18 protein-coding genes are annotated in these 15,001 nt (G+C 48.8%); 9 read left to right on the top strand and 9 right to left on the bottom strand.

Annotation, left to right across the window (positions count from 1 at the left end):
• Position 1: 1 nt before the first annotated feature.
• From nqrE to nqrM, 4 genes are all read left to right on the top strand, one after another.
• The gene (gene nqrE, locus HMPREF2700_RS04070; RefSeq protein WP_003684365.1) at positions 2–595 is read left to right on the top strand and encodes an NADH:ubiquinone reductase (Na(+)-transporting) subunit E; all 594 of its coding nucleotides are present in this window, start codon (positions 2–4) and stop codon (positions 593–595) included.
• A gap of 13 nt (positions 596–608) precedes the next feature.
• Positions 609–1,826 carry an NADH:ubiquinone reductase (Na(+)-transporting) subunit F gene (gene nqrF, locus HMPREF2700_RS04075; RefSeq protein ID WP_004519569.1) on the top strand — a complete coding sequence of 406 codons (1,218 nt, stop codon included), beginning with the start codon at positions 609–611 and terminating at the stop codon, positions 1,824–1,826.
• A 318-nt stretch (positions 1,827–2,144) separates the two neighbouring features.
• Positions 2,145–3,212, top strand: a complete 1,068-nt coding sequence (locus tag HMPREF2700_RS04080) for an FAD:protein FMN transferase (protein ID WP_083303947.1) — start codon at positions 2,145–2,147, stop codon at positions 3,210–3,212.
• 17 nt (positions 3,213–3,229) lie between these two features.
• On the top strand, positions 3,230–3,451 hold the full coding sequence (gene nqrM / locus HMPREF2700_RS04085) for a (Na+)-NQR maturation NqrM (protein WP_070590364.1): 222 nt from the start codon (positions 3,230–3,232) through the stop codon (positions 3,449–3,451).
• A gap of 230 nt (positions 3,452–3,681) precedes the next feature.
• Here nqrM and rpmG read toward each other — a convergent pair whose 3' ends face one another.
• From rpmG to HMPREF2700_RS04125, 7 genes are all read right to left on the bottom strand, one after another.
• Positions 3,682–3,837, bottom strand: a complete 156-nt coding sequence (gene rpmG / locus HMPREF2700_RS04090) for a 50S ribosomal protein L33 (RefSeq protein WP_003684373.1) — start codon at positions 3,835–3,837, stop codon at positions 3,682–3,684.
• 30 nt (positions 3,838–3,867) lie between these two features.
• A complete protein-coding gene (gene rpmB, locus HMPREF2700_RS04095; protein WP_002216391.1) occupies positions 3,868–4,101 on the bottom strand; it encodes a 50S ribosomal protein L28 in 234 nt (77 codons plus the stop codon).
• Between the two features lie 250 nt (positions 4,102–4,351).
• Complete coding sequence (gene brnQ / locus HMPREF2700_RS04105) at positions 4,352–5,680, bottom strand: branched-chain amino acid transport system II carrier protein (RefSeq protein ID WP_083303948.1); 1,329 nt, start codon at positions 5,678–5,680, stop codon at positions 4,352–4,354.
• A 1-nt stretch (position 5,681) separates the two neighbouring features.
• Positions 5,682–6,578, bottom strand: coding sequence for a segregation and condensation protein A (locus tag HMPREF2700_RS04110; RefSeq protein WP_070590367.1), 897 nt, complete (start codon positions 6,576–6,578; stop codon positions 5,682–5,684).
• 91 nt (positions 6,579–6,669) lie between these two features.
• On the bottom strand, positions 6,670–7,131 hold the full coding sequence (locus HMPREF2700_RS04115; RefSeq protein WP_070590370.1) for a hypothetical protein: 462 nt from the start codon (positions 7,129–7,131) through the stop codon (positions 6,670–6,672).
• A 51-nt stretch (positions 7,132–7,182) separates the two neighbouring features.
• Entirely contained in the window at positions 7,183–7,656 is a 474-nt protein-coding gene (locus HMPREF2700_RS04120; RefSeq protein ID WP_070590372.1) for a hypothetical protein, read from the bottom strand.
• Position 7,657: 1 nt separating this feature from the next.
• Positions 7,658–8,434, bottom strand: coding sequence for a tRNA threonylcarbamoyladenosine dehydratase (locus tag HMPREF2700_RS04125; RefSeq protein WP_070590375.1), 777 nt, complete (start codon positions 8,432–8,434; stop codon positions 7,658–7,660).
• 186 nt (positions 8,435–8,620) lie between these two features.
• On the opposite strand from HMPREF2700_RS04125, the gene HMPREF2700_RS04130 reads away from it, so the two are divergent.
• Positions 8,621–9,085, top strand: coding sequence for a universal stress protein (locus tag HMPREF2700_RS04130; RefSeq protein WP_070590378.1), 465 nt, complete (start codon positions 8,621–8,623; stop codon positions 9,083–9,085).
• A gap of 78 nt (positions 9,086–9,163) precedes the next feature.
• On the opposite strand, the gene hemL is transcribed toward HMPREF2700_RS04130, so the two are convergent.
• Positions 9,164–10,447, bottom strand: a complete 1,284-nt coding sequence (gene hemL / locus HMPREF2700_RS04135) for a glutamate-1-semialdehyde 2,1-aminomutase (protein WP_070590381.1) — start codon at positions 10,445–10,447, stop codon at positions 9,164–9,166.
• A gap of 198 nt (positions 10,448–10,645) precedes the next feature.
• Between hemL and HMPREF2700_RS04140 the strand changes: the two genes are divergently transcribed.
• The 3 genes from HMPREF2700_RS04140 to HMPREF2700_RS04150 all read left to right on the top strand — a co-directional run bounded on the left by HMPREF2700_RS04140 (position 10,646) and on the right by HMPREF2700_RS04150 (position 13,975).
• On the top strand, positions 10,646–11,041 hold the full coding sequence (locus HMPREF2700_RS04140) for a hypothetical protein (RefSeq protein WP_070590384.1): 396 nt from the start codon (positions 10,646–10,648) through the stop codon (positions 11,039–11,041).
• A 73-nt stretch (positions 11,042–11,114) separates the two neighbouring features.
• A complete protein-coding gene (miaB, locus tag HMPREF2700_RS04145; protein WP_036492978.1) occupies positions 11,115–12,437 on the top strand; it encodes a tRNA (N6-isopentenyl adenosine(37)-C2)-methylthiotransferase MiaB in 1,323 nt (440 codons plus the stop codon).
• 227 nt (positions 12,438–12,664) lie between these two features.
• Positions 12,665–13,975, top strand: a complete 1,311-nt coding sequence (locus HMPREF2700_RS04150; RefSeq protein WP_049352523.1) for an NCS2 family permease — start codon at positions 12,665–12,667, stop codon at positions 13,973–13,975.
• A gap of 83 nt (positions 13,976–14,058) precedes the next feature.
• Here HMPREF2700_RS04150 and HMPREF2700_RS04155 read toward each other — a convergent pair whose 3' ends face one another.
• Positions 14,059–14,616, bottom strand: coding sequence for a hypothetical protein (locus HMPREF2700_RS04155; RefSeq protein ID WP_036472682.1), 558 nt, complete (start codon positions 14,614–14,616; stop codon positions 14,059–14,061).
• Between the two features lie 193 nt (positions 14,617–14,809).
• Between HMPREF2700_RS04155 and HMPREF2700_RS11890 the strand changes: the two genes are divergently transcribed.
• Positions 14,810–15,001 (top strand): hypothetical protein (locus tag HMPREF2700_RS11890; protein ID WP_210389854.1); only part of this gene is annotated, 192 nt, incomplete at its 3' end.

Here is a 15,001-nt window from a genome sequence, read left to right on the forward strand (position 1 = left end):
CATGGAACATTACTTAAGCCTCTTTGTAAAATCCGTCTTTCTGGAAAACATGGCACTTTCCTTCTTCTTGGGGATGTGTACATTTTTGGCGGTATCTAAAAAAGTATCCACTGCATTCGGTTTGGGCGTGGCTGTAACTTTCGTACTCGGCCTGTCCGTCCCAGCCAACCAACTCGTTTACTCTCTGTTGAAAGACGGCGCACTGGTTGAAGGCGTGGACCTGACCTTCCTGAAATTCATCACCTTCATCGGCGTGATTGCCGCTTTGGTGCAGATTTTGGAAATGTTCTTGGATAAATTCGTCCCTGCCCTCTACAACGCATTGGGTATCTACCTGCCTCTGATTACCGTAAACTGCGCGATTTTCGGTGCCGTATCGTTTATGGCGCAACGCGAATACAACTTCGGCGAGTCCGTCGTATACGGTTTCGGTGCAGGTTTGGGCTGGCTTTTGGCCATTGTCGCTTTGGCGGGCATTACCGAAAAAATGAAATATTCGGATGTCCCGAAAGGCCTCAAAGGCTTGGGCATTACCTTTATCGCCGCTGGCCTGATGGCAATGGCGTTTATGTCGTTCTCCGGCATCCAGTTATAAGAAAGGAATCGGCATGGAGATTATTTTAGGTATTGTGATGTTTACCCTCATCGTCTTGGTTTTGGCACTGATGATTCTGTTTGCCAAATCCAAATTGGTGAGCGAAGGCGACATCACCATCAAAGTCAATAACGAAAAAGAGCTGACGATGCCTGCCGGCGGCAAACTGCTGGGTGCGCTTGCCAGCCAAGGCATCTTCGTTCCTTCCGCTTGCGGTGGCGGCGGCTCATGCGGTCAGTGCCGCGTTGTCGTGAAAAGCGGCGGCGGCGACATTCTGCCAACCGAATTGTCCCACATCAGCAAACGCGAAGCGCGCGAAGGCTGCCGTCTGTCTTGTCAGGTCAACGTTAAAACCGACATGGACATCGAAGTACCGGAAGAAGTGTTCGGCGTGAAAAAATGGGAATGTACCGTCATCTCGAATGACAACAAAGCCACGTTCATTAAAGAACTCAAACTTGCTATTCCCGAAGGCGAAGAAGTTCCTTTCCGCGCCGGCGGCTACATTCAAATTGAAGCTCCTCCTCACACTGTTGCCTACAAAGACTTCGACATTCCTAAGGAATACCATGAAGACTGGGACAAATACAATCTGTGGCAATACGTTTCCAAAGTGGACGAGCCGATTTTGCGTGCCTACTCTATGGCTTCATACCCTGAAGAAAAAGGCATCATTATGCTGAACGTTCGTATCGCTACGCCTCCTCCTCGCGTACCTGATGCGCCTCCGGGACAAATGTCTTCTTACATCTGGTCGCTCAAACCCGGCGACAAAGTAACCATCTCCGGCCCGTTCGGCGAATTCTTTGCTAAAGATACCGATGCCGAAATGGTATTTATCGGCGGTGGTGCGGGTATGGCGCCGATGCGCTCCCACATTTTCGACCAGCTGAAACGTTTGAACTCCAAACGTAAGATTACCTTCTGGTATGGTGCCCGTTCTAAACGCGAAATGTTCTATGTCGAAGACTTCGACCAACTCGCAGCAGAATTCCCGAACTTCACATGGCACGTCGCCCTGTCCGACCCATTACCTGAAGACAACTGGGATGGTTACACAGGCTTCATTCACAACGTGGTTTACGAAAACCACCTGAAAAACCATGAGGCACCGGAAGACTGCGAATTCTACATGTGCGGTCCTCCGATCATGAACCAGTCCGTAATCAAAATGCTCAAAGATTTGGGCGTGGAAGACGAAAACATCCTCTTGGACGATTTCGGCGGTTAACAGACAAAAAGGAAGAAACTTCGGTTTCTTCCTTTTTTATTGCCAGGCCGTCTGAAAACCATACTGAGACCTTTACAATAACATAGGTTACTAAAATTTTATGCTCAATCTCATTTTCAAAATGCAAAACCTTTCTGATTTTTCCTACTTTTTGCTCAATATTAGGAGGGTTTTAGTCAATTGAAAATTTTTTGGCGCATTTTTATGCGTCAAATTTCGTTAACAGACTATTTTTGCAAAGGTCTCATACTTTCAGACGGCCTGAACCTTTCTTTTACGATACAATAAAGGTTTCAAAAAATAATCCGCAAATCCCCTATGCCGTTTCTTTCCAATTCGTTTTACCGTCCGATAATCGGTTGTACCGTTGCCATCGTTTCCGCACTCACACTCTCTGCCTGCCAACCTGAAAAACAACAAACCATTACCCTGCAAGGCGAGACCATGGGCACGACCTATACCGTCAAATATCTTTCAGACGGCCAAAACAAACTCCCCTCCCCTGCCGAAATACAAAAACGCATTGATGACGCACTTAAAGAAGTCAATCGACAAATGTCTACCTACCAGACCGATTCCGAAATCAGCCAATTCAACCAGCTGCGCACCGTCAATCAGGCTATGCCCATTTCCCAAGACTTTGCCTATGTAACCGGCGAAGCCTTGCGTTTAAACAAACTGACGCACGGCGCACTGGACGTAACCGTCGGTCCTTTGGTCAACCTTTGGGGATTCGGCCCGCAAAAAGAAATCACACATGAACCGACTGCACAAGAAATCCAACATGCTTCAGAAATGGTCGGTACGGACAAACTCAAACTTTCCCAAGACGGCCAGCAGCCTACATTGGCGAAAACCCATTCCGAAGTCTATTTAGACCTATCCTCCATCGCCAAAGGCTTTGGCGTGGATAAAACCGCAGCCGAACTTGAAAAACTCAATATCGGCAATTATTTGGTAGAAATCGGAGGCGAATTGCATGGCAAAGGCCACAATGCGCAAGGCAACCCTTGGCGTATCGGCATCGAGCAGCCCAATATCGTTCAAGGAGGTGCCACCCAAATCACCATTCCATTGGACAATAAATCACTGGCCACATCCGGCGACTACCGCATTTTCCATGTCGATAAGTCAGGCCGCCGCCTTTCCCATATCATCAACCCTAAAACCAAACAACCCATCAGCCACAACCTTGCTTCCATCAGCGTAGTAGCTGAAAACGCCACACTTGCAGACGGCCTTTCAACCGGCTTGTTCGTCCTCGGAGAAACCGAAGCGCTTAAACTTGCCGAGCAAGAAAATCTCGCCGTTTTCCTTATCATCCGAAACCCTCAAGGCGGCTACCATACTAAAATGTCCAGCACATTCAAGAAATTATTAAACTAATCTTCAGGAATACACACATGAAAACCCTCCTTCTGACTTTCGGTATTTTTATTATTGTCATCCTCGGCATGGCAGTCGGCTATATTTTCTCCAAACGCACCATCAAAGGCAGCTGCGGTGGCATTTCCTCTCTCGGCATGAAGAAAATGTGCGATTGCGACACGCCATGCGATACCTTGCAAAAAGAGCTGGATAAAAAACAACATTCCGACAATCAAGGCATCAAGATCGATCATTAAGTCGTTGTTGAATGTTTATTCATGATTTAAGACCGCTTATCCCCCATCAGGCCGTCTGAAAAATAAAAGAGCATGACCCCAATGGATACACGCTCTTTTATTTTGCCTCTTACAAAGCAATCCAAAAATATCTTGCATACACATTTGAAACAAGCCCCCCAATAAAACCAATCATGAAACAAAAAGAAAAGCTCCTGAAAAACAGGAGCTTTTTCTTGGAAGAAACTGGATTATTTCAATTTAGTTTCTTTGTAAATAACGTGTTTACGGGCTACCGGGTCAAATTTTTTGATTTCCAGTTTGCCAGGCATAGTACGTTTGTTTTTAGTAGTTGTGTAGAAGTGACCAGTACCAGCACTGGACTCCAGTTTGATTTTATCGCGCATTGCAGTAATCCTTAATTAATGGTGTTTAAATTAAGCTTCGCCGCGAGCACGCAAATCAGCCAATACGACATCAATGCCTACTTTATCGATGGTGCGCAATGCAGCGTTAGAAACGCGCAGGCGAACCCAGCGGTTTTCACTTTCTACCCAGAAACGACGTGATTGCAAGTTAGGCAAAAAACGACGTTTGGTTTTGTTGTTGGCGTGTGATACGTTATTGCCAGACATCGGGCGCTTACCGGTCACTTTGCAAACTCGTGCCATGGTTAGTCTCCAAACTTCTAAAATAGTAAAACGCGATTTATACCACGAAATCCGCCTTCAGTTCAAGTCGTTTGCTGAAAAAACGGGATTTGTGGAAATAAATCTTCTCAATATGTTGCATCTGCGAAACGGTATTTCGCAAAGCCTTAACTTTTCAATTATAACGGATTTCTTTAAAAAAATCATCTGTCGTTTGCGTGGTCGGCGAAATAAACAGGCCGTCTGAACATTTCAGACGGCCTGTTTATCGTCATGCTTTTTTCTTCAACGCCGCATTCAAAATGCAGCCGAGTATAAAGCAGGCTAAAGAGGGAACAACCCACCCTAAGCCGATATTGTAAAACGGCAATGCGCGCTCGATGGCAGCCGCGGTTTCGGCATCAAATCCAAACGCGGCCTTATAGGCATCGAGCAAACCGACCATAAGGGCCGCCATCATGGTACAGAAATAGACAATACGGCCGCCGCCAAACAGTTTATCTGTCAAGGCCAGCAAAATGATGACGATGGTCAGCGGATACAACAGCATCAACATAGGGATGGAAAACTGCAAAATCGCTGACAGGCCTTTGTTGGCCAACAGGATAGACACCACCGTATTCAGTATCACAAAGGCTTTATAAGAGATACCCGGGCAAAGACGGTTGAAATATTCGGCGCATGAAGTAATCAAGCCAACGGCCGTACTCAGACAGGCAAGCAGCACCATGACGCCAAGCAACACAATACCGGCCATACCGAAATAGTGCTGTGCGGTTTTAGACAAAACCGACGCGCCGTTTTCCTGCAAGCCGATACCGGCCACACCTGTTGCGCCCATATAGCCGATAAACAGGTAAACCACTGCCAAACAAGAAGCCGCCAACACGCCCGAAATCGTCGTGGTCTTCAGCAAGTCCGCGCGGTTGTCCACGCCCATGGCGCGAACGGCATCGATGACGATAATGGCAAACACCAGCGAAGCCAGCGCGTCCATGGTGCCGTAGCCTTCCAAAATGCCTTTAACCAACGGATGAGTGGCAAAATCGCCTTGCGCCGCCTGCGGCACGCCCATCGGATTAATGGCGGCATAGCCGACCAATATTGCAATTGACAGCAACAAAACAGGCGTGAGAATTTTACCGATACGGTCAACCAGCTTCCCCGGGGAAATCGACAGCCAATAAGTCATGCCGAAAAACACCAGGCTGAACACGGCCAATGCGATGTTTTTCCAAGATTCGTCAATGAAAGGGGAAATCGCAGTTTCAAAAGACACAGTCGCCGTACGCGGCATGGCAAACAGAGGGCCGATTGCCAGATAAAGCGCGGTGGCAAAAGTCACGCCGTACCAAGGCGCAACACGGGAAGCCAGTGCCTCCACATCACGCGAGCCGGAATAGCCGACGGCAATCACGCCCAATAATGGCAAACCTGCGCCCGTCAGCAAAAAGCCAAACATGGCCGAAAGCCAGTTTTCACCGGCCTGCTGCCCTAAAAAAGCAGGAAAAATCAGATTCCCCGCCCCAAAAAACAGGGCAAACAACATTAAGCCCACTGCCCATAAAGAAGCTTTGGTATGACTTGTCGTCGAATCCATTTTAGTTCTCTTTTTTCAAATTCTCATTATCGGTTTCATCGGCTTCAAGGCCGTCTGAAAGCATTTCAGCTTCGTTTGTTTCCAAACCATCTTTCAGGCTGATTTCGATTTCACCATAATTTTCAGGCTGCACGATACGCACCAAGCCTTCTTTAGCCAATTCCAGCAATGCAATAAAATTGACCACCACATATGTCGCTCCCTGCTCCGGCTTAAACAAATCGCTGAACTTACTGATATCGCTTTCATTCAAACGGCGCAAAATCGCCGTCATCTGCGCGCGCACGGAAATGGTTTCCCGCACCACTTCATGACTGCGCGTATGCTTGGCGCGCGACAAAATACCCAACCAAGCCTGCGTTAAATCGGCAACGTACACTTCCGGCAACTTCGCTTCGACCGCAATTTCCAACGGCAGATACGCCCAAGCAAAATCACGCCCGGCACGCGGCAACGCATCCAAGCCCTGAGCCGCCAGTTTCATCTGTTCGTAAGCCAACAGACGGCGCACCAACTCAGCACGCGGATCCGCCTCTTCATCCTCAACTTCTTCAGGACGCGGCAACAGCAGGCGCGATTTAATTTCAATCAACATCGCCGCCATCAGCAGGTATTCCGCCGCCAAATCAAACTGATACGCTTCCATTTGGGCAATATAGTGCAGATACTGCTCGGTAATCTTCACCATCGGAATATCGAGGACATCGATATTTTGCTTGCGGATAAGGTACAGCAACAAATCCAACGGCCCTTGGAAGCTGCTCAATACCACCTTTAAAGCATCGGGCGGAATAAACAAATCCTGCGGCACATCGGTGACAGGCTGACCGAACACCCACGCAACGGTATGTTCAGACGGCGTTGCGGCAGTGGAAGAGATAAGGTGTTCTGAAGGCATGGTTAAAGGGCTTTTTCTTTTTAAGTTTAGTAAGAAGTTTCATCAACAAAAGGCCGTCTGAAACGAGGACAACCCGTTTTTAATATAAAAATCAACGTTTTTTACGATTGATTTGCAAAGAAACAATGGCGACGGCAAAGGTCTGGGCCAAGGCCATACCCAACAGCGGCAGACTGGCGAAAACTGTACCCGTCAGTACCGAACCAATATCTCGGGACAACACAAAACCATCCCTTGCAAGCATCGCCACGATCAAAGCCAACAGCAGCAAACTTTCGCAACCGACCAAAAGCCAAATCATTTTAACCAAACGACGTTTGCACCATTTTATGATACCGACGTGCAAAAGGCTGAAGATCACGACGGACAGAAACGGATAAAGAAAAGTGGTGAATGGGCGGTCATAACCGCTTTGCACACACAAATAATCGCCCGGCAGCGTATTGCATTCCATCACATCGAGAAACATCGGATCGACAGCATACATCAATACGCCGAACCATACCGCATAAATCAGACTAGCAATAAAGTAGGCTTTAAAAAATCGGCTCATAGGCAAAAAAGGTCGTCTGAAAAAATAAATTTCAAAAGGCTTAAACCCACATCAAATTTTCTGATTGGCATTTGCAGAAGAGTCCAACACACTCAGGGCTTGAACTGCTGCCATGCCATAAACAGGCAATCCAAAAAAAATGACTCCCGTTATTGCCGTCCAACTACTATCCAGACTACTCCACTCCCACAGTAAAAAAACAAACCAAACAATCCACCATTCGATGATAGGCAAGGCAAGAGTCGTCAAAGTTGTACAGCGTTTGGTCCACTTCATAATGCCGGCATTGAGTAGGGACAATAACATTACAGATAAAAACGGAAAGAAGAAAAACTCCAAAGATGCTTTCTCAAAAGCCGACATTTCATGAGCTCGTGAACAATACTGTAGACGCTGTTCATTTTCAGGGTCAATATCAAAACAATCGAATCCTGTAAGCAGCAAATCGACACCGTACATCAACAAACCAAAGACAATTGCATAAATCAGACTACCGATAAAATAGGCTTTAAAAAATCGATTCATCTCACTTCCGTCCCGCAATATGCTCCACCGCAGCCTGCGCACAGTACAAACCAAACGAAGCCGTTACCAGCATACTCGCCCCATAGCCCGCGCAGGACAAACCTTGCGGCGCTGCATCGGTCGAACACGCTTCGCCGGATTGCGGCGGAATAATATTCTCGGTTGAATAGACGCAAGGCACGCGCATTTTTTCTTTGGTATCGCGGCTGAAGCCGTAGCGTTTGCGCAAGGTGTAGCGCAAATTGGAAAGCAGAGGATCGTGGGTAACGCGGCTCAAATCGGCGGTTTGAATCAAAGCCGGATTTTTTTGTCCGCCCGCGCCGCCGCTGATAATAAACGGTTGTTTATGTTGCACGAAATACGCCGCCATCGCCGCTTTGACACGGATTTGGTCGATGGCGTCGATGACAAAGTCAAAAGGCCGTCTGAAAAGCTCGTCCAGATTGTCTTCAGTAACAAAATCTTCGATTTCCGTCACTTCGCATTGCGGATTGATTTGGGCAATGCGTTCGCGCAAAGCGGTAACTTTTGCCTTACCGAAATCATCGGTCAAAGCGTGCAACTGGCGGTTGACATTGGACTCGGCAACGTTGTCCAAATCAATCAGCGTTAAACGACCGATACCGCTCCTCGCCAAAGCCTCCACCGCCCACGAGCCGACGCCGCCGACGCCGACCACGCACACATGCGCACGCGAAAAGCGCGCCAGTGCTTCGTCTCCGTAAAGTCTGGCAATGCCGCCAAAGCGGCGCGAAGAAAGAAAAGCGGCGTCCTGCATAAGTAACCTTGTGATATATCAATAAATTAATGAAAAACGCCACAGGCGAATCGGACTGACATTATACTTGAAAGCAGATGGGCTGTTGTACCCGCCCGAAAGAGTTTATAATCGTTTCACATTCAGACAAGTTCTGATTTCATATTAAACGAAAGTGCCGCTGCTCGGCGCAAAAGGAGAATAAATATGTACAAACATCTGGTTGTAGCCGTTGACGGTAGCGAGACCTCCCTCAATGCATTGAAACACGCCGCCGAACTGGCAAGCCTCAACAAAGCCCAACTGACTTTGGTTCACGTTGCCAACCCTGCCGAATACATGGCTTTAGCTCCTGAATTCCTGCAACACGAAAGCTACGAAGCCGCCGCAGTGGCTCAAGGTAACGAAGTTTTGGATTTCGCAGAAAAAACAGCGCGTGAAAGCGGCGTTGAAAACATCGTGAAACACCTGTTGGTTGCCAACAAAGGCGCGCGCGAAATGGCGCAAGACTTGGTTGACTACGCCGACAACAACGGCGCAGACCTGCTGGTACTCGGCACACACGGCCGCACCGGCCTGATGCACCTGCTGATGGGCAGCTTCGCCGAGACCGTAATGCGTCAAAGCCACCTGCCTCTGCTGATTATCCGCAGCAAAGTCGAAGAAGCATAATCAAGCATTGATTTAAAATAGCGAAAGGCCGTCTGAATATTTTTCAGACGGCCTTTTTTCACATGACAGCTTCAGCTTTTATTTTGCCATTTCTTTGAACACTTCGTGTGCCACAGCAATGGTTTCATCAATCAGCTCAGGCGTATGCGCGGCGGAAACAAAACCGGCTTCATAAGCTGACGGGCCGAATGCGACATTGCGGTCGAGCATACCGTGGAAGAAATGTTTGAAACCGTCGATATTGGAACGCGCCATGTCGGCATAGTTTTGCGGTGTATGGCTGGCAAAATACAAACCAAACATGCCGCCCACGCTATCCGCCGTAAACTCAACGCCATGTGCTTTAGCCGCGTCAGTAATACCGTTGGCGAGGCGTTGGGTCAAGGCAGTCAGGTTTTCATAGAAGCCTTCGCGCTGAATGATTTCCAGCGTTTTCAAACCGGCGGCAACCGCAATCGGATTGCCGGACAATGTACCTGCCTGATATACGCCGCCCAACGGGGAAATGCATTCCATAATATCTTTACGGCCGCCGAACGCTGCCAAAGGCATACCGCCACCAATCACTTTGCCCATGGTGGTCAAATCAGGTTTGATGCCGTGCAAAGATTGCGCGCCACCCAGCGCCACGCGGAAGCCGGTCATCACTTCGTCGTAAATCAACACGGCACCGTGTTTTTCAGTCAATTCGCGTAAGGCTTTGACAAAGGCTTCAGACGGCCTAACCAGATTCATATTGCCGACAAAAGGCTCCAAAATTACACAGGCAATGTCATTGCCGCTTTGTGCAAAGGCTTCTTCCAGTTGGGCGATATTGTTGTATTCAAGTACCAAAGTGTGTTTGGTAAAGTCGGCAGGCACACCGGCGGAAGAAGGGTTGCCAAACGTCAGCAGACCGCTGCCTGCTTTCACCAACAGACTGTCGGAATGGCCGTGGTAGCAGCCTTCAAACTTGATGATTTTGTCGCGTCCGGTAAAACCGCGTGCCAGACGGATGGCGGTCATCGTTGCTTCCGTACCGGAGCTGACAAGGCGCAGCTGCTCAACGGACGGCATGATTTTGGCGATTTCTTCGGCAATGACAATTTCGCTTTCAGTTGGCGCACCAAACGACAAACCGCCCAATGCTGCTTCGCGCACGGCTTCAATGACTTCAGGATGGGCATGGCCGACAATCGCAGGGCCCCAAGAGCCGACATAGTCGGTATAACGCGTGCCGTTTTCGTCCCAAACATACGCGCCTTCTGCCTTTTTGATGAAGCGCGGTACGCCGCCGACGCTGCCGAATGCGCGCACAGGAGAATTCACGCCGCCGGGAATAATGGCTTTGGCGCGGTTGAACAAGCTTTCATTACGGTTCATGGTCAATTCTTTCGTAAGAGGTCGTCTGAAAATTAAATCGGTGCCATTTTAACACCAAATCCTTTTCAGACGGCCCAGTCTTCAAAATAAGAATCGGGCGCAAAATCAAAATTATTCTTTAAAAACAAACACTCTATCCACATTTTTCCTGCTTGTGCTATAATCCGCGACCTATTGAAACAATAAAAGAAAAGCATCATGTTACGCGGATTCATACTCAGCCTCGCCCTTTTGGCGTCCTCCCTCGTCCATGCACAACGCAGCCTGCCTGACGATATGGATGTGGCCGTTTTAAAAACTGTCGATTTGCCTTATCTGAAAGTCAGCAAAGGCGGTTTTTCTTGGACGCGCCTGCTGACCTTGGGAATTGTGGACGGCAATGCGGCCAAACTGCAAATCACCCGCTTCACCAAAATTCACGATGAAAACGACCGTTTCATTCCGATGGGCCGCCTGCTGAATCAAACCGGCAAAGCCGTTGCGTTCAAATACAACGAAGAAAGCCGCCTCGTCCGCGAAATCTGGATTTTGACCGACGCCGAAGCCGACAAGTTCATCGAACACGCCAAAAAGCAGAAAAAGGCGGAAGAATAATTTTTCAGACGGCCCGAGTATTTCACAGGCCGTCTGAACCCTTTTACAACAAGCAAGTCAATCAAAACAAACCATGAAAAAAGTATTTATCCGCACCTTCGGGTGCCAAATGAACGAGTACGACAGCGAAAAAATGCTGTCCGTCCTCGCCGAAGAACACGGCGGCATCGAACAGGTTACCCAACCTGACGACGCCGACATCATCTTGTTCAACACCTGCTCCGTGCGTGAAAAAGCGCAAGAGAAAGTCTTCTCCGACTTGGGCCGCGTACGCCCGCTCAAAGAAAAAAATCCCGACCTCATCATCGGCGTCGCCGGCTGCGTTGCCTCTCAAGAAGGCGAAAACATTGTCAAACGCGCTCCGTATGTGGACGTGGTTTTCGGCCCGCAAACACTGCACCGCCTGCCCAAACTCATCGTCGACAAAGAAACCACCGGCCTGTCTCAAATCGATATTTCCTTCCCCGAAATCGAAAAATTCGACCATCTGCCGCCTGCGCGCGTAGAAGGCGGCTCGGCATTCATTTCCATTATGGAAGGCTGTTCCAAATACTGCTCTTACTGCGTCGTCCCTTACACCCGCGGTGAAGAATTCTCCCGCCCGCTCAACGACGTATTGACCGAGATTGCCGGTTTGGCACAACAAGGCGTTAAAGAAATCAACCTCTTAGGCCAAAACGTCAATGCCTATCGCGGCGAAATGGAAAACGGCGAAATCTGCGACTTTGCCACTTTGTTGCGCATCGTCCACGAAATACCCGGCATAGAACGCCTGCGCTTTACCACCAGCCATCCGCGCGAATTTACCGACGCGATTATCGAGTGCTACCGCGACCTGCCGAAGCTGGTTTCCCACCTGCACCTGCCGATTCAAAGCGGTTCCGACCGCGTATTGAGCGCGATGAAACGCGGCTACACCGCCTTGGAATACAAATCCATCATCCGCAAACTGCGTGCCATCCGTCCTGATTTGTGCCTCAGCTCCGACTTTATCGTCGGCTTCCCCGGCGAGACCGAGCGCGAGTTCGAGCAAACCTTGAAATTGGTCAAAGACATCGCCTTCGACTTGAGCTTCGTCTTTATTTACAGTCCGCGCCCTGGCACGCCTGCCGCCAACCTGCACGACGACACACCACATGAAGAAAAAGTGCGCCGCCTCGAAGCTTTAAACGAAGTCATCGAAGCCGAAACCGCGCGCATCAACCAAACCATGGTCGGCACGGTTCAACGCTGCTTGGTTGAAGGCATCTCCAAAAAAGACCCTGACCAACTGCAAGCCCGTACCGCCAACAACCGCGTGGTCAACTTTACCGGTACACCCGACATGATCAACCAAATGATCGATTTGGAAATCACCGAAGCCTACACTTTCTCCCTGAAAGGCAAACCGGTATAAGCACACACAAACAAAGGCCGTCTGAAACTGTTCAGACGGCCTTTATCTTGGTTCGGCCCGGCATTATCTGATTCATGTATTTTTATTACCCGAACAAAAGGCTTTTCAGTATAATACCGCCCGAAAATTCCCTTATCTGTTGAGAAGTTAAGGCTAAAATCCGAGCTTCCGGCAGTTAAACCCGACGATGCCGTCTTTGAACGGCTTTCCCCAAAGGAATATCTCGAATGAGTTCTTCAAATCAAAGCGTTTTGGAAAGATTATTCAACCTCAACGCCAATCAGACCAACGTGCGCACGGAAATTATGGCCGGCGTGACAACCTTCCTCGCCATGTGCTACATCATCATCGTCAATCCCCTGATTTTGGGTGAAACCGGCATGGATATGGGCGCAGTATTCGTGGCCACCTGTATCGCCTCCGCCATCGGCTGTTTCGTGATGGGCTTTGTCGGCAACTACCCGATCGCCCTCGCTCCGGGCATGGGTTTGAACGCCTACTTTACCTTTGCCGTCGTCAAAGGCATGGGCGTAGACTGGCGTGTGGCTTTGGGTGCCGTTTTCATTTCAGGTATTATTTTCATCCTGTTCAGTTTCTTTAAAGTGCGCGAAATGCTGGTCAACGCCCTGCCTATGGGCTTGAAAATGTCGATTGCCGCAGGTATCGGCCTCTTCTTGGCATTGATTGCACTCAAAGGCGCAGGCGTGATTGTGGCCAATCCTGCCACATTGGTCGGCTTGGGCGACATCCACCAGCCTACCGCCCTGCTGGCTATGGCTGGCTTTGTCATGGTGGTTGCACTTGGCCACTTCCGCGTTAAAGGCTCCATCATCATTACCATTCTGACGCTGACCGCTATCTCCACCATCTTGGGTTTGAGCGAGTTCAAAGGCGTGGTCGGCGAAGTTCCAAGCATTGCGCCAACCTTCATGCAGATGGACTTCAAAGGCTTGTTCACCGTCAGCATGGTCAGCGTGATTTTTGTATTCTTCCTGGTTGACCTGTTTGACTCTACCGGCACATTGGTCGGTGTTTCTCATCGCGCAGGCCTGTTGCAAGACGGCAAACTGCCGCGTTTGAAACGCGCCCTGCTTGCCGACTCTACCGCCATTATCGCAGGCGCCGCCTTGGGTACTTCTTCTACTACCCCTTACGTTGAAAGCGCGGCAGGCGTTTCTGCCGGCGGCCGTACCGGCCTGACTGCCGTTACCGTCGGCGTACTGATGCTGGCCTGTCTGATTTTCTCCCCGCTGGTTCAAAGCATTCCTGCATTCGCTACCGCACCCGCCCTGCTCTATGTAGGCGCGCAAATGTTGCGCAGCGCGCGCGAAATCGATTGGGATGATATGACCGAAGCCGCACCAGCATTCCTGACCATCGTCTTCATGCCGTTTACCTACTCGATTGCCGACGGTATTGCATTCGGCTTTATCAGCTACGCACTCATCAAACTCTTGTGCAACCGCACTCAAGACGTACCGCCTATGGTATGGATCGTCGCCGTGTTGTGGGCACTGAAATTCTGGTTCTTAGGTTAAACCACTCAAAAGAACAGGCCGTCTGAAAACTTTTCAGACGGCCTGTTTTATTTTACCCAGCGTTTAAAGCTGTCGGTAAAAGATTATTTTTTCACTTTTTTAGCAGCAGGTTTAGCGGCAGCTTTCGCGCCTTTGTCCAATGCGCAGAAGCGGGTAACGATTTGATCAACCACTTCTTGTTTGCCGTTTACTTCGGTAGTACCGCGGATAGTCAGCATGTTGCCGTCAACTTTGTCTACGTTGGCTGCAGTGGCTGCTTCAGCAACCCAAGCGACATTGCCGCCCCAGAATGCGTTTACATCTTTGCTGCTGTCAGTGATACGGAACAGGTTTTCAGTTAATTGGCCTTTGTATTTTACTTGGGCGGCAACAACTTCGTTGCCTTTGAAGCCGTACATTACGCTCAGCGGCTCTTTGCCGTCTTTACCGCATTTGTAGTGAACCTCTTTAGTACCGTCGATAGAGTCTACTTTCAAAGTATTAGGTACTGGAGCTTGAGCTTGTTGAGCCTGAGCTTGAGTTTGTTGTTGCGCAGTAGGCGCAGCTTTGGTTTCAGGTTTGGCTTTGGAACCGCTGCTACATGCAGTCAGGGCAACAGCCGCCAAAACAGCAGGAACGATTAATTTAACATTCATATTCATAATTGACTCCCAAATGGTTTCAATAAAAAACCGGCAAACGCCGGCCGACATTTACACATTAACAGAGATATTCCGTCTTGTCTTTATTTCAGACGGCATTTTTTAAGAAAAGTTCAAATAAATATTTTTATAATATAAAATCAAATAATTATAAATATGAAATCATGTAAATTCAGGTTTAGGTATTTTTAAGATGAATACTGTTGTCAATAAATTGGGTTTTGACAATGGTAAAATGAGATCGAAAAGCGCATATAGACGACAAAAGCCTGGGCAATTATTTTACACACTTCTGCCTCTGGATTTGCTGAGCGTTTCAGACGGCCATAAAACATACACAGCAAATACAATAAAAAAACGCAATCTGAAACAGATTGCGTTTTTT

It is taken from the genome of Neisseria sp. HMSC068C04 (genome assembly GCF_001810105.1).
GTDB lineage: Bacteria > Pseudomonadota > Gammaproteobacteria > Burkholderiales > Neisseriaceae > Neisseria > Neisseria flavescens_B.